The following is a 21,989-nucleotide window of genomic DNA, read 5'->3' as shown; positions in this document are numbered from 1 at the left end:
AACGAATGCGGCCACTGCTTAACCTACCAACGACCTATCTACGTCAGACCGGAGAGGGCTCAATTCTCATGGGCGACTCTCATGAAGACGTCGGTTTCAATGACGGTACAGAAACACCCGTGCTTGCTCAAATTGCTAAGCGCGCCGTAAGAGCGTTACCGGCACTTGCAAATACTCGAGTGGTTCGCAGTTGGGGAGCCTTGAGAGTTATGACACCTGATGGTTATCCACTTTATCAAGCATCTGAAAGTCATCCTGGGGCTTTTATCGCTTGTTGCCATAGCGGTGTGACGTTAGCCGCAGCCCATGCAAAGTGTTTGGCGCCCTGGTTTGCAGGCGCTGAAGCACCTTCTGAAATTACCCCTTTTACTGCGGAGAGATTCCATGTTCAAACGTCTATCCCCGCCTGAAGCCACTAACGAAGCGGTAGTAACTTTCCGCTTTGATGAGCAGACCGTGACGGCTCGCCCTGGCGATACTGTCGCTGCGGCATTACTCACTTCGGGCATTAGTATCTGCCGGAGTACGCCGGTTAGTAATGCCCCTCGTGCTCCTTACTGCATGATGGGTGTGTGCTTTGAATGTTTGGTGGAAGTTGATGGCAATCCCAATGTTCAGGCCTGCCAAGTGGAGGTTCGCGATGGGATGCATGTCCATACACAGCAGGGTGCCAGGAGATTAACTTCATGATTACGCATGACCTAGTCATTCTCGGTACAGGCCCAGCAGGTATGGCCGCAGCAACTACTGCCCTCGAATATGGCATTACGCCGGTGGTAATAGATGAGCAGCCTGCGGCGGGTGGTCAAATTTATCGTGCATTGGAAAGTACCCCTGTGCGTGATCGGCGGATTCTTGGCGAGGATTACTGGTCTGGCGAGTCTCTAATCAAGGGGCTTAAAGACCCTCAAATTGACTATCGTCCTGCAACCACCGTGTGGCAATTGACCCGGCAGCGTGAAATCGGGCTATTGCATGATGACAAGGCAGAAATGATCTGTGCGCGACATATCATCCTTGCCACAGGAGCCATGGAGCGGCCAATGCCAATACCTGGTTGGACATTGCCAGGGGTCATGACAGCAGGAAGTGGTCAAATATTGCTCAAGAGTGCCGGGGCCGTGCCCCAGGCTCCAGTCGTATTAGCCGGCTGTGGCCCCTTATTATTGCTGCTAGCCACTCAGTATCTTCGCGCAGGTGTCGAGATAGCGGCCATTCTTGATACTACGCCACGGAATCGATATCGCGACGCTCTTAAGCACATTCCCGGTGCGTTACGTAATGCCAGCACCCTATTAAAGGGGGTGGGACTCTTACGTGAACTACGTCGTGCAGGTGTTCGCCACATTAAAGGCGTAAGCGCTCTGCGCGCCGAAGGTAGTGGTCAGTTGGAGCGCGTTTTATGGAAGCAACAGGGCGTTGATAAATGGCAGGCACTTGAAACGCCTACCTTGCTACTTCATCAAGGAGTTATCCCCAATACCCAAATCACTCGGGCGGTGGATTGCCACCATGAGTGGGATGAGCAGCAATTATCTTGGAGACCACGTCTGAATGAGTGGTTGAACACCGATATCCCAGGTATTGCCGTAGCGGGTGATGGAGGCGGTATCGTAGGAGCTAAGGCTGCGGCCATGCAAGGTCAATTAGCGGGCCTGGGGGCTGCCCTGGCGCTAGATAAATTAACCTTGGCAAACAGTACTGAACGCGCCCAACCAATTCGTAAAGCACTAGCGCGTGACACTGCTATTAGACCTTTTCTCGATGTGTTGTATAGACCTGCAAAACAATGGCGTTTACCCGATGACGATACGCTAGCCTGTCGGTGCGAAGAGGTAACCGGCGGAGAAATCCGGCGTATGGCCGAAATGGGCTGCCTAGGGCCCAACCAAACTAAGTCATTCACTCGTTGTGGCATGGGGCCGTGTCAAGGCCGTATGTGTGGTATTACCGTGAGCGAACTGCTGGCAGACGCCAATCAGCAGAGTGTTGAAGAGACCGGCTATTACAGGCTGCGACCACCTTTCAAACCGATCACCCTCGGACAGCTTGCAAAGGCGGCGGAGGAAGGCTGATGTCTCGTCGTGTAGTGGTTGTGGGCGCGGGATTTCATGGTTGCAGTGCTGCGCTGCGATTAAGTAATCAAGGGTATGAGGTCACTGTCATTGATAAGGCCTATGCCGGTCGCCATGCCTCGGGTGTCAATGCCGGTGGTGTACGTCGGCTCGGCAGGCACCCGGCAGAGATACCGTTAGCGATAGCTGCTTGGGAACGCTGGCAGAACATGACGAGTATTGTCGGTGACGATTGTGGGTTTCGTCCTGTTGGGCAAATCAAAGTGGCTGAAAACAATAATGATATGGCCATCCTCAACGAACGTGAGCGCCAAGTGCAAAACCTGGGTACCACCATGAAAAGCTTATCAACCGTGATGAGCTACGCAAGCGGCTACCGGCGTTGGCTGGCCATTGTCCAGGTGGGCTTGCGTGTGATGGCGATGGCTTTGCCAATCCTTATCGCACTGTTACTGCCTGGCGTCGCGAAGCTGAACGCCAGGGCGCCTGCTTCCGCGAAGGTATCGAGATAACTGATATAGAGCCTAAGGGAAATGGCTGGCGTCTGAGTGGAGGCGAAGAGCATTTTGATGCCGATTTGCTTGTCAATTGTGCTGGCGCTTGGGCAGGAGAGCTTTGCAAATGGCTTGGAGAGCCGGTTCCCCTCACTGCTGAGGCTCCCATGTTAATGATCACTGAGCGACTATCGCCATTTTTAGGGACAGTAGTGGGCGCCACATCGCGGCCATTATCTTTTAAGCAGTTTGAGAACGGTACGGTTTTGATTGGAGGAGGGGTGCGCGGTGTCGTGGATATTGCTCGCCATGTGGCCGAAACCCGCTTGGGTGGGTTGGCGGAGAATGCCGATACCGTCGTCAGCCTGTTTCCGTTCATGAAAGAGGCACGCATCATGCGAACCTGGGCAGGCGTCGAAGCAGTCATGCAGGATCACATTCCTGTGATAGGTCTCAGCAGTCAACACGACAATGTTATTCACGCGTTTGGGTTCTCTGCTCACGGCTATCAGTTAGGCCCCATTACTGGAGAAATAGTCGCCGATCTTGCCATGGAGCGAGAGCCCAAGCTCCCCATCACTCCTTTTTCTATTCAAAGGTTTCAAACACCTTGTCCTGAATAGGACGAGTTAGCGTACGCCAATTAAGGCAAACAGGAGCTTATTATGATTAAACGACATATCCAAACACCTATTATGCACCGCGCTGTAGAAGCGAATGGCTTTGTTTTCTTCGGTGGAATAATTGCTGATGATCTTACGCTTGATATGGCAGGCCAAACCAAACAAGTGCTTGATAAGTTAGAGCAGTATTTAGCAGAGGCAGGCACAGACAATAAGCGAATTGTTACTGCAACTGCTTATGTTTCTGATTTAAACCTTAAGAAAGGGATGAACGAGGTGTGGACTAAATGGTTTGATGCTGACCATCTTCCAGCCCGAGCTACGTTAGGTGTTGCTGACCTAGGTGAGAATGTTCTTTTGGAATTAGTAGTGACTGCTGTTAAGTAAAGGCATATAGCTATTGCTGGCGAACTCTTTCGCCAGCAATAGTATTTGCTAAACTATTCTATCCTCGAATACCCAGCGCTTCGCGCTGATGATCGCGAAGTGCATCGCCTGCTTTCTCGGCTAAATCGAGCATGTCATTTAGCTCGGCACGGGTAAAGGCGCCGGCCTCGGCGGTACCCTGTACTTCGATCAGCTCGCCGCTTTCGGTCATTACCACGTTCAGGTCGGTATCGGCCTTGCTATCTTCCGGGTAGTCCAGATCCAGCACCGGCACACCTTTATAAATGCCCACAGAAATAGCGCTCACCAACTGCTTGAAAGGGTCGGCTTTGATCTTCTTCTCGCGCTGCAGGTAACGGATCGCATCGATCAGCGCTACGCAGCCACCGGTAATCGCTGCGGTACGGGTACCGCCATCGGCCTGGATTACATCGCAATCCACGGTAATGGTGAACTCACCCAGCTTCTTCAAATTCACCGCGGCACGCAGGCTACGGCCAATCAAACGCTGAATTTCCAGCGTGCGGCCGCCTTGCTTGCCGCGGGTCGCTTCACGACCACTGCGGGTGTGAGTGGCGCGGGGCAGCATGCCGTACTCAGCGGTGACCCAGCCCTGATTCTTGCCGCGCAGCCAGCGCGGCACACCAGCTTCTACGCTGGCATTACACAGCACTTTAGTATCACCAAACTCCACCAGTACAGAACCTTCCGCATGGCGGGTGTAATCACGGGTCAGGCGGATCTCACGGAGCTGGTCGGCTTCGCGACCACTGGGGCGCACAACATCAGGACGCTTAGCACTGCTCACAAATAGTACCTCTCGATAAACGCGTAACTGGGAAAAGCCCTCCATTGTACACGTCTGAGAGTGCGCTGATTGGCTTAACGTCCAGCTAGCGTCATGAAATAGGTTGGTTGTGTCAGTCGAGACGCCCTTCGTAAAGTTTCTTGAAAGCGGCATAACGCGCAGTGTGCAGCGCCTGCATTTCCTGGTCGGGCTCTAATGTTTGTTCGCCAGGGGTGAGGCCATTGGCAACGCTGAGCACCTCACCATTGGCCTGGGCAGCCAAGGCCGTCACGGCTACCCCAAGTAGTACGGGTTCCGGCGCATCCGCCAGCACAACCCGACAACCGGTACCGTCGGCATAGAGCTTGCGTAATAGTGCTGAACGTCCATGCCCTCCGCTGAGGTGCAGGGTATCGATGGCATAACCATGGGCATTCATACGCTCTATGATGGCGCGGGTGCCGTAAACCAGCGAGGTGGCTGCCGCCCAATAGACCTTGATGAAGCTCTCGCGAGGAGTATCAAGGGTCAATCCCGTGATGGTGCCGCGAATTTCCGGATCCGCCAAGGGCGAGCGGTTGCCAATGAAGTCAGGACAAACATGGGTGTCAGGAGCTGGGTCGCCGGATGCCAAGCGTTCGAGTAGAAGGTCTGATAACGCGCCGTGAAGATCATCGCCGAATTCACTGCTGGCTGAAAATAGTGCCGCCAGGTGATCTAGAAGGGCACCGGTAATGCTTTGCCCCCCTTCGTTGGCAACAAAACCATCGCATAGCGCACCCGGGTAGGGGCCCCACACGCCGGGTACCTCGCGCCGTTCGGGCTGGGCGCCGATATGGCAGGTGGAGGTGCCGCCAATCACGGCAAGACGGCGCTCGGGAGCATCAGCGAGGCTTCTGCCTAGCGTTCCAAGTGCACCGGCATAGGCATCAATCATGCCCACTGCGAAGGTACACCGAGTCGTCAGTCCCAAGTCATCGGCGGCTTCTTCTGTCAACTGCCCAAGTGCTACGCCCACGGGAAGGGCTTGTTCGGGCAGGCGGGCGCACTCGAGTACATCCTGCATATCGATCTGCTTTAGAAAGTCATGATCCCAGCCATGACCAGGGCGTGGGTCAAACGTCCACTTGCAGGAGAGCATGCAGACCGAGCGTTCAAGAGAGCCGGTGCATTTAAAGCCCAGCCAATCGCCTAGATCACCAGCGTAGCCGATCTTTGCATAGAGCTCGGGCCGGTGCCGCTTCAACCACATGAGCTTAGGCATCTGCATCTCTGGAGACATGACACCACCCAGGTTGCGCAGCGGCGCTGCCTGGGTAGCCGTGCACTCAGCGGCTTCTGCGGTTGCCCGATGATCCATCCACACAATGATATTCCACGCTTCATCACCCGATGAGAGCGCTAGCGGCTTATCCTGCTTATCAAGGAGCACCAACGAGCAGGTGGCGCTCACCGACATACTGGTGATGGAATCGGACGTTACACCGGCAGCCTCGCGGGCGCACTGGGTTGCGCTGCATACCGCGCGCCAGATATCCGTTGAGCTTTGCTCCACGTGGTGCTCGGCAGGGCGATGCATCGCAATCGGTGTTTTCGCTTCGGCTAGCATCACGCCATCCGGCGTGAAAATGCCTGCTCGGGCGCTGCCCGTACCGATATCAATGCCTAGAACATGTTCTTGATGACGCATGGGAAAACCTTACTCACGACTGTTTAATAAATGGCATACGTAGTGCCATTACAATAATTAGAAAAGCCCCCCATACCGCGGTGGCTAGATGCTGGCTGGCGCCCATCAGGTTCATGCCGGAAGCGATTACCTGCAGGCTCATCAAGCCCAGCACCAGTGGCAGTACGCGGCCAAAGCCACCAAAGGGGTTTGCCCCGGCCAGAAAACAGGCCAAAACCGTAATCAGTAGGTAGCTCTCGCCGTGGCCTACACGTACAGAGTTAAAGCGGGCGAGCATCACCATGCCCGCTAACCCTGCCAAAATGCCGGAAATCGTGTAGACGGTGATCAGCACGCGCTTGACGTTAATGCCCGAGTACTCCGTCGCCGAGAGTTGGAGCCCAGCATATAAATCGAAAAGCCAGTACGGGTGAAATGCATGATGTAGATCAACCCTGCGGCAGCGGCGAGAAAGATCAGCATGGGGATTGGTATGCCCAGAAAACTGCCGCTGCCGATGGTTTGAAATACCTCCGGCATGCCTGAAATACCGCCACCACGAGTTAAAAACTCACCCACACCCTGCAGAAAGATCATTGCCCCAAGAGAAACCAAAATGGGGTGGGCGCCCACATAGGCAACGATAACGCCAATCAAACAGCCTGCGGCAGCGCCGACGGCAAGCCCGGCGATAATCGCTATGGGAACGCTTAGTATGCCCATGCCCGCCAGTAACCCCTGTACCAGCCAAGCGGTCATCAGCCCTGCGATATTGGCGGTAAAGGTAACCGAGAGGTTCAGGCCACCGGAAATGATGGGCAGCAACATCGCCAGTGAGAGTAACCCCAGCTCCGGCAGCTGCATCGACATCGAGCCAAAATTAGTGGCGGTCAGAAAGCCCGGTGCCAATAGCGAGAAGAGTCCAATACTGCCGATGAGCAGAGCCGTCATGGCGGCCACTTCAATGGTATCGCCCCCCAGGCGGAGTCCGGCCGTGGAGGGCTGTTTATTCAGGCGCTTATTCATACGTTCCTCGCCTTGGTGGTGCGGGGCAACAGGTTGCCTAGGTTGCTGGTGGTGATCGCAATCAAGATAATCAGCCCGACAATCATGCGGAAGGCGTAAGGAGTGACGCCCAGCAGGTTCAGGCCGTTTTGGACAACGGCGAGAAGCAGAACACCCAGTACGGCGCCGAGCACTGAGCCGCGCCCACCACCCAGGGTGGCGCCGCCTAGCACGACAGCCGCCAGAATTGGCAACTCCTGGCCTATCAAGGCGTTGGGCACGACCTCTTGTACGATATGTGCCTGCATCAGGCCCGCCACCCCCGCGCATAGACCCAGCCAGCCGTAGGCAAAGGCATGGATCTTCCAGACACTAACGCCAGAGCGGCGGGCGGACTCGGGATTTGATCCGAAACCGTAGATCGCGCGACCAAAACCGGTGCGGGCCAGAATGAACCAGGTGAGTATTACCATCACCACCATGACTGCCGCGGGTAAGTAGAGCGTGGCTGATCCGCGTTCGGCGGGTAGGTCAAGCAGCGGAACGGAGTAGTAGAGCCAATCGGGGATATCGTAGATGGACACCCCGCTGGTGAAATACATCAAGAGGCCGAAAAACAGGTTAAATGTGCCGATGGTGACGATGATCGAAACTATTCGGAAGCGATGGATCAGCAGCGCATTGAAGAGCCCCAGTAGCATGCCAACCAGCATCGAAAGCAGGATGCCAAGCAACCAGTTGCCCCCGCCCAGGTAATTCATCAGCAGTGACAGCACCACGTACTGCACAACGGATGCCGCCACTGCGAAGGAAATATCTATCCCACCCGCAATCAGAACGACGACCAGGCCCACTGCAAAGATGATATTGACCGACTGATTGTTAAGCAGGTCGAACAGATTCTGAAAGGTGAGAAAGCTGTCGGTCGCTAGTGCCAACACTACGCACAGCAGCATGAGGATACTCAATAGAGTACCTTCAGTGCCGATCCTTCTGTTTAGCAGTCGTTTATGCATTGATGATCGCCTCCAGCGCTTCTTCCGTGGTCTCCGCAGGTATGACCTCGGAGTAGATGCGCCCCTCGCGCAATACGAGCGCACGGTCTGCGTTCATCCAGATTTCTCCTGCTTCATCCGAAATCAGAATGATGGCCATGCCCTGGTCGGCAAGATTTCTGATGATGTCGAAAATACCGGCTTTGGCGCCTACATCGACACCAATCGTCGGGCAGTCAAGAATGAGAACGTCGGGTTCAGTGGCTAGCCATTTGGCGAGTGCAATGCGTTGCTGGTTACCACCGGATAATGAGGAGACCGCAAGCTCGGCATCACTCACCTTGGTTTTAAGCTGCTCAATCCAGTGGGCGGTCAGTGCCTTGATGCGCTGAGGGGAGAGAAAAAGCGCGGTTTTTCCAGCCTTGGTAGTACTGTCACTGCGGTATTCATATTGATGGACTGGTTTTGCACCAAGCCAAGATTGAGTCGGTCTTCAGAGAGATAGGCAATGCGATGGCGCACGGCATCGCGGTTGGAACGCAGCGCCAGCGGTTGACCCTCTTTTAGCAGTTGCCCTGAAGTGGGCTGGGTCATCCCAAAAATCGTGTGGGCTATTTCGGTACGCCCTGCGCCCAGCAAACCCGTCAGGCCAAGAATTTCACCGCGATGCAGGGTGAAAGAGACATTTTCAAATTCCCCTTCACGGCTTAAGTTTTTAAGCTCCAGTACCGGGGCGCCTTTGTGCATTTCAGCACGAGGGGTAAACTCAAGTTCCAGCCCGGTCATCAGGGTTGAAAGTCGTGCCTGGGTCATCCCCTCGGTGGGGTAGGTGCCGACCAACTTCCCGTTGCGGAGCACGGTGACGCGTTGGCACACCTCCAACACTTCCACCAGCCGGTGGCTGACCAAGACAATGGAAATACCTTTCGCCGCCAGTGAGCGGGTAATGCCCAGCAGTGTGTGCACCTCTTTATAGGTAAGCGAGGCGGTGGGCTCATCCATAAAAATGATACTGGCCCCTGCACGCAGCACCCGGCAAATAGCAACGAGTTGGCGATGGGCAATCGAAAGGTCTTCAACACGGGCCATCGGATCCAGGTCGAGGCCAAACTGCTGAATGATCTCGCGTGATTGCGTCAGCGCATCTTTATAGGAAATAGGCCGCCAAGGCTTGGCAACGTAGTCATCGAAGACGATATTTTCCGCGACGGTCAGGTGCGGGAACAGCGCGAGGTCTTGCCAGATCACATGGATGCCCCGGCTGCGCGCCTCTATCGGGCTAATGGCAGAGAGCGTTTCATCGCCAAACGAAAACTCTACCCCCTCTTCAGGCGTGTATACGCCGTTAATAATTTTAATGAGCGTGCTTTTGCCACAACCGTTTTCACCTGCAAGGCAAAGCACCTCACCCCGGCGAAGTTCGAATTCGACATCATCGAGCACCCGGCTTTGACCGAAAATCTTGCTAACGTGACGCGCTCGAATCGCGATATCGCCCATTGGAGGCTCCTCTCTCAACATCACTGCCGCGCTCTTCAGGAGCGCGGCAGCCTTTACACGATCAATAAGCGCAGTCTTACAGGCCGAGCTCTGCCAGCTCATCCACGGTATCTTTGCTCAGCTTGAGTGGCTGTGAGGCAAAGATCGTTTTGCCGTCCAGGGTAATTTCACCCAGTACCGGCAATTCGGCGCCATCGGTAATCTCTTCGCCGTTATAGAGCATCTCACCCAGGGCAACGAACGCTTTGCCTGCGTCTAGAGGGCTCCACTGGAAACCACCGGTAATTACACCTTCGTGCACCAGGCGGCGCCCCTGGCCAGGAGAGAACAGGCCCATAACGGCAACATCCCCTTCCAGCCCCCGCTCTTTCACGGCCCGAGCAGCGCCGATGGTTCCCTGGCTACCAAACGACATGATACCGGCCAAGTCTTCGTGGGCACGCAGCAAGTCCAGGGTGGTGTTGCGGCTGTCATCGACGCTTTCGGCAACGCCGAAACGATCAGCGGCCTGGGTCAAACCCGAGCAGTTATCATCGAGCCAGCTCACGGCAGCATCTGCCCAGGCGTTGTGAGCGGGCACGCTGAGGCCGCCAACGTAAACGGCATAAGAGCCTTCGCAGCCGGTGTTGTCAGCCAATAGCTTGGCGTGCTCTTCACCTAACTGCTGCGCTGAAATCATTTCAAAGTCGTAGTCGATGTTGACCGATTCGGGGCTTTCATGGGTCAGTACGATAATTCCCTGATCACGTGCTCGTTCCAATACCGGCTCAAGAACCTCGCGATCATTCGGGACAACACCAATGACATCAACGCCACGGCTGATCAGATCCTCTATCGCACGTACCTGCAGGGCGGGGTCAGCGCTGGTGGGGCCTACCATATAGGCTTCTACTCCAAGCTCTTCACCCATTTGTTCGATGCCCATTTCCATGGCATTGAACCAGGGGATGCCACCCACCTTGGCGACCACGGCAATAGTAGGAGACTCCTGAGCCATTGCGCTGGTGCTGCCGATAATGCCTGTTAGCGTAGCTGCGGTAAGAAGTGCTTTGTATTTCATTGTGATTTCCTGCTTGCTGTTGGCTGACCCAGTCAGTGGAATAGAGTGCATTGAAGCGCTTTAATAGTGCTGCTGTACGTTGCGCCATGGTCAAATGAAATGGCGCAGACGCTTCCGAGCCTCACAATGCATAGGAGCTTTACACAGTGCTGGATACGTTGAGTGGTACCTAAGCGATGCATCATCGCTATCGTTATTGTCATTTAGTCGAGAATGCACAATCGGTTGTGCATAGCGTAGGATTGATCTATTGCATCATCACGTCAATGCTACTTTTATCTAATCGCAAGGAGCTGCCACGTGGTTAGCGACTCTTCATCCAAGCGGCTGACTATTTACGACCTGGCGAGGTTGGCAGAAACATCGCCCAGTACCGTCAGTGCCGTGCTCAACGGCACTTGGCAGCGCCGTCGCATCAGTAAGAAACTTGCCAGCAAAATTCTTTCGCTCGCCCAGTCGGAAGGCTACTCGGCCAACATGCAGGCCCGTGCCTTGCGGCGCGAACGCTCAGGTATCATCGGCATGATCCTGCCGCTGTACGACAACCGCTATTTCAGTTCGATAGCCCAACACTTCGAATCAGAAGCACGTCGACGGGGGCTGTTTGCGATTGTTTCGTGTACGAATCGAGATCCCAAGCAAGAGTGCGAAGCAGCCCGTATGATGCTGGCTTACCGTGTCGAGTGCCTGGTATGCACCGGCGCAACGGATCCGGATACGATTGCACAGATGTGTGCAGAGAGCGGCGTGCAAAGCATTAATCTCGACCTTCCTGGCAGTAAGGCACCGTCGGTGATTTCCAATAACCGTGATGGCGCGCGACAGCTTACCCATGCCATCCTCAACCGCCTTGCTGAAGAGAAGCGCAGTGATGACCCTGTGCTATTTATTGGCGGCCGTGATGAGGATCACAATACCCGCGAGCGTATTGCCGGCTTCAAGCAAGCGAGAGAGGAGGTGGGGCTGGCGACGGCGGAAGAGAATATCCTCCCCTGCGATTATGCTGCCGATAAGGCCCAGGCTGCGTTGGCAACATACATGCGTAACCGGTCTACTCTGCCCAGCGCTATGTTCGTCAACTCCACGATTTCTCTTGAGGGCATCGTTCGTGGGTTACAGCTAAATGGCTATTATCTAGATGACATTATTTTTGGTTGTTTTGACTGGGATCCTCTTGCCGCTGCCTTTCATCCGCGTTTGATGATGGTTCGGCAAAATGTGATCGAGATGATCGACCGCGTCTTCGAGCTGATTGATACACCACCGCGGGATTCCCGTCTGCTCATAGAGGTTCAGCCAGAAATAATGGGTGTTTGATACGCTCTTTCGCACAGCATTTACTGAATCGAATGAATAGGCTAGCCATTGAGACACGACTGTTGGCAATGCTTTATACACCGTTATTCACTACCAGGATGAAACATGGCCACTTCCAGCCGCGTACACAGCATGACCGCCTTTGCCCGCACCGAGCAGGCTGCCCCGTTTGGCACGCTGCAGGTGGAAATTCGCTCGGTGAACCAGCGCTATTTAGAGCCTCACTTCCGCCTGCATGAAAGCCTGCGTGACCTAGAGCCAGTGCTGCGTGAAGCGCTGCGCACCCGTTTAGCCCGTGGCAAAGTCGAATGCAGTGTTCGCTTTGAGAGCGCCGAAACCGCCCAAGCCCCCGCTGTTAACAGCGCCCGCTTAGCCGCCATTGCTGATGCGCTAACCGCCATTCAGCAGCAAGTGCCCAGCGCCGTGCCGCCCACCACACTTGCGCTACTCAACCAGCCCGGCGTGATGGAAACCCAGCACCTTGACCAAGACGCCATCAAGGCCGCCGCCAAAGCGCTGTTTGACCAAGCGCTGGATGAGCTGATTGACGCCCGTGCCCGTGAAGGTGAAAAGCTCACCGAGATGATCACCACCCGCCTGACTGCGGTAAGTGAGCAGGTCGCCACCGTGCGCAGCCTGCTACCGCAGATTCTGGAGCGCCAACGCGCCCAACTGCTGGAACGCCTGGAAGTCGCCAAAACCGAACTCGACCCCCAGCGCCTGGAAGCCGAATTGGTGCTGGTGGCGCAAAAAGCTGATGTGGATGAAGAGCTAGACCGCCTGACCGCGCATATCGAAGAAGTGAGCCACCAGCTCGCCCAGAAAGGCCCCAAAGGCCGCCGTTTGGACTTCCTAATGCAGGAACTCAACCGCGAAGCCAACACGCTCTCGTCAAAATCGGTAGTGGCTGAGACAACCCGCTGCGCGGTGGAGTTGAAGGTGTTGATCGAGCAGATGCGGGAACAGATTCAGAATATTGAGTGAGGCAGTTTAGTAAAGTAGCTATTCACGGCACTTATTGCAGTGAATGGGGTAATGTTTAAACCGTTTGAACTGGGCTCATTGACCAAGAACAAACCGAGCTTCTAATTCCCGCAGAAAACGGAAAGTGTTGAGGCAGGGTACTTCGAATTGCTGACAGATATTAGGGACTTTAACTTTTCGCGTATTAACGGCCGCGACAGCTTCATGAGTCACCACGCTGGCGCCAATGGCTTTAGCTTTGGCAATAATCCACGGGTCTGCTTTTGCCAGGAAGTTGTCGCGATTGCCGGGGTTATAGTCGCCTTCCATAACGAACTGTACGATGTCAGCAAATAGAGCCTGAGTTAGTTCATCGTCGTTGCTGATAAAGTGGTCTGGCCGTTCTCGAACCCAGCTGGCCAGCTGATCGTTACCTTCTTTAAGCTCGCGGCCAATCATATCGACACTGGCTATGGTACCTAGCGCAAACTGCTTATCCAGCCAGTCCCAGAAAGCGGGGCAAATATCCATTCCGTAGTACTGGTTTTTCGCTTCTATATAGGTATTTGCGTCCAGTAAATATCTCAAATGCCCAGCTCCTTAGCGAAGCGCTCTATTTTATTCGGTTTGACTCCGCCTAGCAGGGCACTAGCTTCGCGTAACATCAACTGACCGCTAAGCGCTTCACTGACGACCGCCCTAGAAAATGATTGGCTGATTTGGGATTTTTTAGTCTGGAAATACGTAGGTGTACCACTACGCTCACGCATTTTATAAAGCGCCTGCTGTTCAGCAATATAATGGCCGTATTGCGCTTGAGTGATAAAACTGAGCGTCAGCGCACGGCGCGCCAATGTCCAGGTGCTGACGTGAAAGTGGGCTTCCAACGTGGGTAAGTTATCTTGCCAGTGCGCTAAATCGTGTTGCCAAAGAGAGCTGAATTCTTGTTCTGGTACTAAAAACTCTGCCGCGACGGCATTACAAAGCACTTCTTGTTGGCGGTGCGTATTAGCGTTTCCGTCGGAAATGCCAGATTGCCCAATCCAAACATGACAAAGCTCATGGATCAGGGTGAATAAGCGCGCACCTAGCGCATCGCCATGATTGACGAAAATGATAGGTGCATAGTCATCCACAATGGCAAACCCGCGAAACTCCTCAACGCGCAAAGGACGTGTGTGATGTCCAAGGTTGCCTTGGCGCATCACCAGGATGCCCAGTGCTTCGATTCGCTGGGTCAAATCGCGGTAATAGTCATCCCATCTGCCACGCTTAGGGTGATCCCCAACGCCTAACTGGGAGCGCATGTCGGCGACGATTTCATCGACAGAGGGATTAGCAGAAAAGCGGCCAACATGCGGGTTGGGCTCAGTAAAGTGCTGCTTTAAATAGTCCCGGTACCACTCCTGGCGCTGAAGCATCAGTTTGATCAGGTCAAGAAGTTCAGCGCTTGGGCGTGTGACGCCTTGACCTTCCAGCGTTCTAAGGTCAGGAATGGGCAGCACTTCTTCGGGAGGCTCTGTGAGAAACAGGTACCCAAAAGGGACGTAGGCTTTTTCGGCAAACTGCATCGCCTGACGGAAGGTGATGGGTTGTTCACCCGCTTCCCAAGCCAGCAGTTTTTCTTCGTTCACCCCGCACTTGTGTGCAAATTCATGCACCGGGATGCCGGAGCGCTCGCGCGCCCAGGTCAGCATCTGGGTGTTGATATTTGCCTTGGCCATACGAGGCTTTCCTATGTATCTATCTTAGTGGATCGAGTCATTGTGAAACTGAGTCTAGCAGTACCGTGCATAGCACCCAATAGATTAACGCTCAGAGTGTTTATGCTTTTTCTTGGGCAAGCAGTTCCTCGGTATCAGAAAAGTACTTCTTGCCTGCCCAAAAATCGGTGCTGTCCACTACGTACACGCGTTTTTTGGTCCATGTCAGGGCAACGTTGAGCAAGTTTGGTTTGCTGGATGCCCACTCGGCGGCACCAGCTTGGTCTGAATATAAGCTTTCTTAAGTAATCAACTTTTTAAAAACAGCGTAAGCATTCTTGAATTGATGCATATGTCTTTAATCAGTCTAAATTAAGTATATCCTTCACTTCTGGGAGTTCTCGGTGCGCACGCAAGTAGATAACAGCTGCGCGAGATAGCTTTTCAGTATCCCGTACCATTCGCCGGAGTTTCGCTTTCGCACCCGGAATATTGTCGTTATTCTTTATTTTTCTGACCTGATTCTCGATCTCTATGCGTACTTTATTTCTTGCTCTGGCTATACGGGCTTCATGCAAGTGGAATATTTCGATTGAATTCTCGACTTTTGTTTTTTGTTCCGCGGTTGCCTCTGGTTTGGGAGTAGGAATTCCATCATTATCAAACCAGAGTAGCTTTTCGTCATCAATATTAAACGGATCAAGAAAGTTAGGGCGTTCATTACAAAGTTTGTCGTGATCATCAGGGGTGAATGCTCGTTGCTCTGGGTTATTAATCGGAAAATGGCATGCTTTACCCCCTTGAGTTTCATCAAATACTCTACGGCTATTGCAGAAAGTACATGCGCATCGATAATTATCCCAGTCAAACGCTAGCCACCAGTAGCCATCGTGCTCTGCCTCCTCTTTGATCTTGTTTTTTGGTCTAAAATGATCGACTGGCATGTCGGATCTTATTTCTTCGGCTTCGCAATACCAGCATTTCTTCTTTAAATGTTCAGGTAATAATTTGTAGAATTCACGCCAAATATTGGAGGATGTGGCTTTCCTCAAGATAGCCTTTCGTGCCTCATTATCTGGCGCATCAATAAGCTCAACTTTTGCTTGCTCAGCCATCTCACGCCAAGCCTGTTTTAAGCACTCTTCGATGTCATCCTTGCATATCCAGCGCATCAGTGAATTCCTTCTTTTACACCATGATATTTCTCGTGAAGATATTCAAGGTAATCAGGGTCATCCGTCGCCAAGTTGAAGCCTAACTTCTCAAGCTCAAAATTAAGCCTAGTAAGATATTGCTCATCATCTTCAGGTGGTTTGCCTTCTTCACGAATAAATTTTTCTTTAGAAAGCGTTTCTTTTGCAGCCAATGCATTTCTATTAGCAAGCTTTTGATTAGTATCTTCATCAAGTGTTGTTTTAAGACCAAACATATCGCTACGCAATATGAGGTTTATACCCATTCCGCGTGGACTTTCTTCTGGCATATACGCATGAACTTGAAACTCTTCGTCCCTTTTCATTACTTGAACCTGTTCTCTTTGCAATTCCGCAATAGCCAGTGGGTGATGGGTGACCATTAGCAAATGGCTAGTTTCATGATTGGGGACGAACTCGCGCAGGAATTTTAGGTACTTAACCGCCCATGAGGGATTCAAGTGAGTGTCGGGCTCATCTAGCAAAAATAATGAGTCTTTACCGCCGGTAAATTTGAGTAGGCCGAGTACTGTAAGTAATTGTTGTTCACCTTCACTGAGTTCGCGGAAGGTGAGAGGCTCTTCACTACTAGAAACTTTAACCCTAATGCTTACTTCGGAAATAATTTCAGAAAGCAGCGTACTTTCCAGCATTTTGAACAATTCATCTGCGCTGAGATCTCGCGCGAAATCACGTAAGGCACTCACGTCCGGTAAAAATAAATGCAAAAACTCGTTGCGGATATTGCTTCCAGTTAATGATGTGTCTTCTTGTCGCGTTATTTTTACTGGCGATAAAGTATACTTTATTAATTCGTCTAAAAAACGACGTACAACACCACGAGCGCCCCAGAAAAGTTCCCCTCTTTTCTTGGCCCAACCAGGTTGACGCATCACAAAGTGAATGCTGTCCAAGCCTTGGATGCCTAAGTGCTCAAGTAGGAAGGCTTTTTCTGCATTGTCTTTTTCTGACAAGAAAAATGCCAACAATACGAATTGGCTATGGTGGGGTTTGGCGTAGAATAGTGAGCGAATATCACCTTTTAAATCCAGCTCATCTTTCAACAAGCGACGATAGAAATCCGTACGGTGTTTTTTGAAGTGGTTTTCTAATCGATCGCTGGGCCCGGAATAGTAGGCAAATACATAGTTGGGTAAGTAAGCCGCTTTACCGGTTTTATCACGTTTTATCTTTGAAAAAGGTACCGCTTTGCCCACAGGATTTTCTTTAAGAAGATCAGTAGGTTGTTCGTCTAATAAATCTTTTACAGTAACTTCGTATTGCTTCGCTAATGTGCCACGAGTCGGGTCGGCATCAACTGTGACTTCCAACCAACGATGACTGGGCTGGTGTAACTTGTGGGCTTCGCCAAGACGATAAACTAACTCATAAGAAAATGGCGGCGCTTCTCCTAAATCGAGATTGCGGAATATGACCACCAGCGCTTCCAGAACATTTGATTTACCAGAACCGTTACGACCAACGACTACGGTCATCAGGTGGTCTTTATCAAAATCCACCATGACGTTTTCAAGGTTCTTAAAGCGTGAGCGAACATGTAGTTTATCGACTTTCATGGGTTGCCCTTATTAGCGTTGTGCTTTATTCATTGGTATCTGCTTCTGCCAAGGAAAACCAGTCCTGCCCATCTTCACTGCGCTCAATTTTTACGATAGATTTATCGCGACTTAGAGCCTCACGGATATCCAGAAAGAATTTTTCAAGCTCTTCGATGTTACTATCGCTGGGGTAACCAGCGGCCTCTAATAGCTGTTGCCCACTAAGGGAGGTACCTGCTTGCTTTAACGCTTCAGTCACCTTGATGATTTGCTTGCTCATACTGCTACCTATCCTTTTTCCCCTTACGTTGCGCTTGGGTTTAGGTTGTTTTTTTAAGGTCTCACGTTCGGCTTTTATTTTGGCCAGTAAGGCTTCTGCGCTATTAACCCCACTGATTAAATCTAGGTTTTCGGTACGCCATTCAGCGGTGAGTTCACCTCTAAAGGCTTTAGCCAGTATCGTGTGCGTAAGGTTATTGACCCGACCTAAAGCAGTATTGGCTTTTTGGTCGATGTTATCTGCAAAAGCAAAAAGTTCTTCGACGCGCTTCACAATTTCAGTTTGTTCTTCAAGAGGCGGGATTTCCAAAACAAATTCTTTGACATCACGCTGAAACAAATGAGGAACGGCCGATCCTGTCATGCGTTCTTGAACGATCCTCTGCATTGATGGACCGGCAAGAAAGAAATACAAATACTCAGGAACGAAGTATTTCCCCGGCCTAATGAGCAGCAGTGATGAATTGATAGTCGCGGGATGGTCTAAGTCTTTAACTATGCCTATTTTTCCTATTCCTGCTCCGTCTTTGCAAAGTAATATATCATCATTTTTAAGAATTATTTCTGGGCTTTCATTGTATCGTTCATGAGAAATATGGAAGGCTTCTGATAATTCTACAGTTCTTCCATAGTTTAATGAATGAACGCTCAAAAAAAGCGGACCATCATTTGTGTATTCGGAAGCCTTTAATCCTTTCCAACCGACTCGGGCTGAAATATAAATAAGACCGTCTAAAGGTTGATAAATCCAGCCCTGTGGTAGTTCCCTTCGCACAATTTTTTCATCAATTTTAGCTTCGGTATATTTTTCTTTCCAAGTTTTATTTACAGGTCGTTTGCCTTTGGCTTCAAACTTTTCTTCTTGTTCATATATCCATTTTTCAAAACGATACTGTTTTATCTCTTTGTTGAATTCCTCTGAAGATAGTTTAGGAAAATTTTCCTTCCTCCACTCCTCCGTTAACCGTCCTGCCACCGCTTCGGACAGCACTGATTGACGGAAGCATTTGAGAATTTGAGTGATGCGCTCAAGGTGGGCTTTGGTTTTTTCGACCTGAGCCAGTAGAGTGTCGAGCTTTTGGGCGATAACTTTTTGCTCGGCGAGGGCAGGGAGCGCGATAACTTGAGAATAAGCGTCCTCTCTATTTAGACCAGGAATAGCAGTTGCTCTATTTAGTTGCTTTAAAGGTAAATAACGAAGCTGATAAAGCCAATAACGTATGGGTTGCCCATGAAAACTATCAACATAATAAGTAGTGTCAATAGGAAAAAAGGGCTCTTTTGAGATATGCACTTCGCCGAAAGACCCTTTTCTTCCAATGATAAGTCCAGGCTTTTCTACTAATGGAAAACTATGTTTGCCTACTTCTCCATTTGAACCAAAAACAGGGAACATAGCCCCATCCCTTACTTTGGCTGGTAAGGGCTTTCCATAGTTTAGGGAAGCTCTGAAAAAGTCACTGCCATCAGTGATAATACGGCTATCGTCAACTGCATAGGATTCAGTGCTGCCATGGATCAAATCACCTTCTCCGAAGCCGAGTACCAGAACAAGAAGAGAAAGACCCGCCGCGAACTCTTTCTGGAGCGGATGGACAAGCTGATCCCCTGGACGCAGCTGGAGAAGAAGGTAGTCCGTTATTACCCCAAGGGCGAGAGCGGGCGGCCTCCGTATCCGTTGTCTGCCATGCTCCGCGTCCATTGCATGCAGTTGTTTTACAACTTGAGCGATCCGGCCATGGAAGACGCCCTCTACGAGATCGAGTCCATGCGCCAATTCGCCGGTTTGAAACTAGACCGATTGCCGGACGAAACCACGATTCTCAAGTTTCGCCATTTTCTGGAACACCACGGCCTTGGCAAGGTGCTGTTCCAGGAAGTGAACAACCACCTAGAGAAAAATGGCCTGATGCTGCGCGAAGGGAGCATTGTCGATGCCACTATCATCTCTGCGCCTAGTTCCACCAAAAACAAAAAAGGCGAGCGCGATCCGGAAATGCACCAGACTAAAAAAGGTAGCTCTTGGCACTTTGGCATGAAAATGCATATAGGTGTCGACGATAAGCTTGGGTTGATTCACAGCATCGAGACCACGGCTGCCAATGTCCATGACATTGTGCCTGCCGATAAGCTCCTTCACGGTGAAGAGCAACGCGTCTTCGGTGATGCCGGTTACCTGGGTATTCAAAAACGCGACGAGCACAAGCACCGCAACGATATCTCTTGGTATATTGCCAAACGGCCTGGCACCCGCAAGAAGCTAGATGCCAGGCGACAGAAAGTCGAAAACATCAAAGCCAGTATCCGTGCCAAGGTGGAGCACCCCTTTCGGTACATCAAACAAGTTTTTGGTTATGGCAAGGCTCGCTATCGTGGACTGGCCAAAAACACTCAGCGCCTGCACTTGCTGGCGGCGTTCAGCAACCTGCTGATCAGTGAGAAATACCTATGGGAATAGGGCGATTGCGCTCCTTTCCCGCTCAATGAGCGGGAAAGGAGCAAAAATACACAAAGAAAGGGAGAAGAGTGTCTAAATTTTCGATTTTTTGTAGGCTCAAGTAAGCGTTGATGAATATCGGCAGTTATTCAGACCTTCCTTAGTTCAATCACTGAACCGAGAGTCGTGTGTTGCCAACATTTTGCAGCTGCACTCTCCATTACAGCCCCCTACTAAAAAAGTCATTCAACAATTCCCGCTGACCATCAGCTTCATCTTCTGCTCCTAATTCCCGCATCAAGCTATCCAGCTCACCGAGTGCCTGCACTAGCTCGTTCATTGCGGCACTAGCCAGCACGCTGGGTTGCGGTAGGTTATCAGCATCCACACTGTCACTATCTTTTAGCCAACTGATATCCAGCGAATCGCCCTTGTGTTCGGCAATCCACGCACGGTTGAAACAGCGCCAGCGGGATTTGGCTAGACGATCATCGTCTATATTCTGATTTTCATCCGTTGAACTTATATCAACTTTGATCTCTTCGGCATTAAAAGACCACTCGCCCTCTTGGCGTTTACTTTGACCGTTGGGCTCTTCACCGAAAACGGTTTCGAATGGCATTAGGTGCTTCTCGTCAAAGGGGGTGCGCTTGCCAAAGTTGGGCATATTGGTGCGCAGATCGTAGACCCACACATTTTCAGTGCAGCTCTCTTCCTGGAGCTTGTCTGCCGTGCTGCCTTTGGTAAAGAACAGCACATTGGTCTTGACGCCCTGGGCGTAAAAAATGCCTGTGGGCAAGCGCAGAATGGTGTGCAGGTTGCATTTATTCATCAGATCGCGACGCACGTCCGCCCCCACACCGGCCTCGAACAGCACGTTATCCGGCAGTACTACCGCGGCGCGGCCACCGGGTTTCAGGTTGCGATAAATATGCTGCAGAAAGGCCAGTTGCTTATTGCTGGTTTGAAAGGTGAGGTCATCGCGGGTAATGCTGGCATCGCCGCCTTTGCTAGTACCGAAGGGCGGGTTGGCCAGTATCACATCGGCTTTGGCGAGGCTTGCGCCCGCTTGGCCCAGGGAGTTGCCCAAACGCACCACGCCTTCGTCATCGCCTTCCATGCCGTGTAGCAAGCAGTTCATTAGTGCCAAGCGGCGAGTTCCGGGCACCAGTTCAATGCCTACAAAGGCGTTGTTTTGCTGAAACAGCTGCTGCTGGGCGTCCAGGTCAGCGAGGTCGTCAGTGTTCTCTTTGATGTACTGGTCTGCGGCGGTTAAAAAGCCCGCCGTACCCGCCGCTGGGTCTTGAATAAGCTCACCGGGCTGGGGCTTTAGGCAGCGTACCATGCTGTTGATCAGAGCTCGTGGCGTGAAGTACTGGCCCGCGCCGGATTTGGTTTCGCTGGCGTTCTTTTCCAGCAGGCCTTCATACAAGTCGCCCAGGCCATCTTGTTGCGCGCTGAACCAGTCGATCTGATCCAGGGTTTTGATCATTTGCTCTAAGTGGCGAGGCTCCCGCAAGCGCGTTTGCGCATCGGCGTAAACGGCGCTGATCAGCGGGCCGGTATGAATCAATCGGCCGGTGCCATCGCGGCCGCTGGAGAGACTGAGCAGAATGCGCTTGTAGTCGTCCAGCAGGTTAATGCCGGATTTGTTGTTAAGGTCTGTCCAGCGGCAGCCTTCGGGCAGCGGGTGCTTTTTCAGAATGCCCGCTTCGGTGTTCTCATGCACCATCTTGATAAACAGCAGTAACACCAGCTCGGTCACGTAGTCGGAGTAGTTAATGCCGTCATCGCGCAGTACGTCACACAGATTCCAGAGTTTTTGAACGATGTCGTTGTGGGTCATGGGGTTCCTAGGACGATAAAAAGCGATTGAAGCGCTGACATGTATAGAAAAGGCCGAAATCTTTGCACGTTACAGAGCACATGTTAAGAAAAGCCGG

19 protein-coding genes and 2 pseudogenes are annotated in these 21,989 nt (G+C 51.9%); 8 read left to right on the top strand and 13 right to left on the bottom strand.

What is annotated here, in order from left to right:
* The first annotated feature begins 5 nt into the window (after positions 1 to 5).
* The 5 genes and pseudogenes from FDY98_RS28385 (at position 6) to FDY98_RS16100 (ending at position 3,579) form a co-directional block, all read left to right on the top strand.
* The gene (locus FDY98_RS28385; protein WP_340146602.1) at positions 6 to 410 is read left to right on the top strand and encodes an NAD(P)/FAD-dependent oxidoreductase; all 405 of its coding nucleotides are present in this window, start codon (positions 6 to 8) and stop codon (positions 408 to 410) included.
* Complete coding sequence (locus tag FDY98_RS16115; protein ID WP_081742576.1) at positions 385 to 690, top strand: (2Fe-2S)-binding protein; 306 nt, start codon at positions 385 to 387, stop codon at positions 688 to 690. Before FDY98_RS28385 ends, FDY98_RS16115 begins: the two co-directional genes overlap by 26 nt.
* Positions 687 to 2,075, top strand: coding sequence for an FAD-dependent oxidoreductase (locus FDY98_RS16110; RefSeq protein WP_027958529.1), 1,389 nt, complete (start codon positions 687 to 689; stop codon positions 2,073 to 2,075). The genes FDY98_RS16115 and FDY98_RS16110 overlap by 4 nt, the downstream gene beginning before the upstream one ends.
* A pseudogene (locus FDY98_RS28375) lies at positions 2,075 to 3,192 on the top strand (NAD(P)/FAD-dependent oxidoreductase). Before FDY98_RS16110 ends, FDY98_RS28375 begins: the two are co-directional and overlap by 1 nt.
* Before the next feature lie 42 nt (positions 3,193 to 3,234).
* A complete protein-coding gene (locus FDY98_RS16100; protein WP_027958531.1) occupies positions 3,235 to 3,579 on the top strand; it encodes a RidA family protein in 345 nt (114 codons plus the stop codon).
* Positions 3,580 to 3,637: 58 nt separating this feature from the next.
* On the opposite strand, the gene rph is transcribed toward FDY98_RS16100, so the two are convergent.
* From rph to FDY98_RS16070, 7 genes and pseudogenes are all read right to left on the bottom strand, one after another.
* Positions 3,638 to 4,360, bottom strand: a complete 723-nt coding sequence (gene rph, locus FDY98_RS16095; protein ID WP_196518269.1) for a ribonuclease PH — start codon at positions 4,358 to 4,360, stop codon at positions 3,638 to 3,640.
* A 139-nt stretch (positions 4,361 to 4,499) separates the two neighbouring features.
* Complete coding sequence (locus FDY98_RS16090) at positions 4,500 to 6,056, bottom strand: FGGY-family carbohydrate kinase (RefSeq protein ID WP_027958533.1); 1,557 nt, start codon at positions 6,054 to 6,056, stop codon at positions 4,500 to 4,502.
* A 13-nt stretch (positions 6,057 to 6,069) separates the two neighbouring features.
* Positions 6,070 to 6,863: pseudogene (locus tag FDY98_RS28370) on the bottom strand (ABC transporter permease).
* Positions 6,864 to 7,057: 194 nt separating this feature from the next.
* Complete coding sequence (locus tag FDY98_RS16080; RefSeq protein WP_022521073.1) at positions 7,058 to 8,056, bottom strand: ABC transporter permease; 999 nt, start codon at positions 8,054 to 8,056, stop codon at positions 7,058 to 7,060.
* Positions 8,049 to 8,375 carry an ATP-binding cassette domain-containing protein gene (locus tag FDY98_RS26290; protein WP_196518062.1) on the bottom strand — a complete coding sequence of 109 codons (327 nt, stop codon included), beginning with the start codon at positions 8,373 to 8,375 and terminating at the stop codon, positions 8,049 to 8,051. Before FDY98_RS26290 ends, FDY98_RS16080 begins: the two co-directional genes overlap by 8 nt.
* A gap of 32 nt (positions 8,376 to 8,407) precedes the next feature.
* Positions 8,408 to 9,535, bottom strand: coding sequence for an ATP-binding cassette domain-containing protein (locus FDY98_RS16075; RefSeq protein WP_196518060.1), 1,128 nt, complete (start codon positions 9,533 to 9,535; stop codon positions 8,408 to 8,410).
* A gap of 76 nt (positions 9,536 to 9,611) precedes the next feature.
* Entirely contained in the window at positions 9,612 to 10,595 is a 984-nt protein-coding gene (locus tag FDY98_RS16070) for a substrate-binding domain-containing protein (protein WP_035538034.1), read from the bottom strand.
* 300 nt (positions 10,596 to 10,895) lie between these two features.
* On the opposite strand from FDY98_RS16070, the gene FDY98_RS16065 reads away from it, so the two are divergent.
* A complete protein-coding gene (locus tag FDY98_RS16065; protein ID WP_009286319.1) occupies positions 10,896 to 11,912 on the top strand; it encodes a substrate-binding domain-containing protein in 1,017 nt (338 codons plus the stop codon).
* A 105-nt stretch (positions 11,913 to 12,017) separates the two neighbouring features.
* Positions 12,018 to 12,896, top strand: a complete 879-nt coding sequence (locus FDY98_RS16060; protein ID WP_027958537.1) for a YicC/YloC family endoribonuclease — start codon at positions 12,018 to 12,020, stop codon at positions 12,894 to 12,896.
* A 75-nt stretch (positions 12,897 to 12,971) separates the two neighbouring features.
* Here FDY98_RS16060 and FDY98_RS16055 read toward each other — a convergent pair whose 3' ends face one another.
* The 5 genes from FDY98_RS16055 to FDY98_RS16035 form a co-directional block, all read right to left on the bottom strand.
* Entirely contained in the window at positions 12,972 to 13,463 is a 492-nt protein-coding gene (locus tag FDY98_RS16055) for a DUF4411 family protein (protein WP_027958538.1), read from the bottom strand.
* The gene (locus FDY98_RS16050) at positions 13,460 to 14,599 is read right to left on the bottom strand and encodes an ImmA/IrrE family metallo-endopeptidase (protein ID WP_027958539.1); all 1,140 of its coding nucleotides are present in this window, start codon (positions 14,597 to 14,599) and stop codon (positions 13,460 to 13,462) included. Before FDY98_RS16050 ends, FDY98_RS16055 begins: the two co-directional genes overlap by 4 nt.
* 341 nt (positions 14,600 to 14,940) lie before the next feature.
* Positions 14,941 to 15,750, bottom strand: a complete 810-nt coding sequence (locus FDY98_RS16045) for a hypothetical protein (protein WP_027958540.1) — start codon at positions 15,748 to 15,750, stop codon at positions 14,941 to 14,943.
* Positions 15,750 to 17,348, bottom strand: a complete 1,599-nt coding sequence (locus tag FDY98_RS16040; protein WP_027958541.1) for an AAA family ATPase — start codon at positions 17,346 to 17,348, stop codon at positions 15,750 to 15,752. The genes FDY98_RS16045 and FDY98_RS16040 overlap by 1 nt, the downstream gene beginning before the upstream one ends.
* Before the next feature lie 25 nt (positions 17,349 to 17,373).
* A complete protein-coding gene (locus FDY98_RS16035; protein WP_196518058.1) occupies positions 17,374 to 19,131 on the bottom strand; it encodes a restriction endonuclease subunit S in 1,758 nt (585 codons plus the stop codon).
* Between FDY98_RS16035 and FDY98_RS16030 the strand changes: the two genes are divergently transcribed.
* Positions 19,123 to 20,067, top strand: coding sequence for an IS5 family transposase (locus FDY98_RS16030; protein WP_022519777.1), 945 nt, complete (start codon positions 19,123 to 19,125; stop codon positions 20,065 to 20,067). The genes FDY98_RS16035 and FDY98_RS16030 overlap by 9 nt on opposite strands.
* Before the next feature lie 199 nt (positions 20,068 to 20,266).
* Here the strand turns inward: FDY98_RS16030 and FDY98_RS16025 are convergent, their stop codons facing one another.
* Positions 20,267 to 21,892, bottom strand: coding sequence for a class I SAM-dependent DNA methyltransferase (locus FDY98_RS16025; RefSeq protein WP_027958734.1), 1,626 nt, complete (start codon positions 21,890 to 21,892; stop codon positions 20,267 to 20,269).
* Positions 21,893 to 21,989 lie beyond the last annotated feature (97 nt).

The organism is Halomonas sp. PA16-9, from assembly GCF_009728585.1.
GTDB lineage: Bacteria > Pseudomonadota > Gammaproteobacteria > Pseudomonadales > Halomonadaceae > Vreelandella > Vreelandella titanicae.
The sequence above is the reverse complement of the archived record's forward strand: the minus strand, read 5'-3'. Positions and strand labels throughout refer to the sequence as shown.

Bases quoted from the DNA above. Each gene is read 5' to 3' on its own strand.
- FDY98_RS16025 (WP_027958734.1), bottom strand. From the start codon at position 21,892: ATGACCCACAACGACATCGTTCAAAAACTCTGGAATCTGTGTGACGTA.
- FDY98_RS28385 (WP_340146602.1), top strand. From the start codon at position 6: ATGCGGCCACTGCTTAACCTACCAACGACCTATCTACGTCAGACCGGA.
- FDY98_RS16080 (WP_022521073.1), bottom strand. From the start codon at position 8,056: ATGCATAAACGACTGCTAAACAGAAGGATCGGCACTGAAGGTACTCTA.
- FDY98_RS16090 (WP_027958533.1), bottom strand. From the start codon at position 6,056: ATGCGTCATCAAGAACATGTTCTAGGCATTGATATCGGTACGGGCAGC.
- FDY98_RS16040 (WP_027958541.1), bottom strand. From the start codon at position 17,348: ATGAAAGTCGATAAACTACATGTTCGCTCACGCTTTAAGAACCTTGAA.
- FDY98_RS16070 (WP_035538034.1), bottom strand. From the start codon at position 10,595: ATGAAATACAAAGCACTTCTTACCGCAGCTACGCTAACAGGCATTATC.
- FDY98_RS16075 (WP_196518060.1), bottom strand. From the start codon at position 9,535: ATGGGCGATATCGCGATTCGAGCGCGTCACGTTAGCAAGATTTTCGGT.
- FDY98_RS16110 (WP_027958529.1), top strand. From the start codon at position 687: ATGATTACGCATGACCTAGTCATTCTCGGTACAGGCCCAGCAGGTATG.
- FDY98_RS16045 (WP_027958540.1), bottom strand. From the start codon at position 15,750: ATGCGCTGGATATGCAAGGATGACATCGAAGAGTGCTTAAAACAGGCT.
- FDY98_RS16100 (WP_027958531.1), top strand. From the start codon at position 3,235: ATGATTAAACGACATATCCAAACACCTATTATGCACCGCGCTGTAGAA.
- FDY98_RS16050 (WP_027958539.1), bottom strand. From the start codon at position 14,599: ATGGCCAAGGCAAATATCAACACCCAGATGCTGACCTGGGCGCGCGAG.
- FDY98_RS16030 (WP_022519777.1), top strand. From the start codon at position 19,123: ATGGATCAAATCACCTTCTCCGAAGCCGAGTACCAGAACAAGAAGAGA.
- FDY98_RS16115 (WP_081742576.1), top strand. From the start codon at position 385: ATGTTCAAACGTCTATCCCCGCCTGAAGCCACTAACGAAGCGGTAGTA.
- FDY98_RS16060 (WP_027958537.1), top strand. From the start codon at position 12,018: ATGGCCACTTCCAGCCGCGTACACAGCATGACCGCCTTTGCCCGCACC.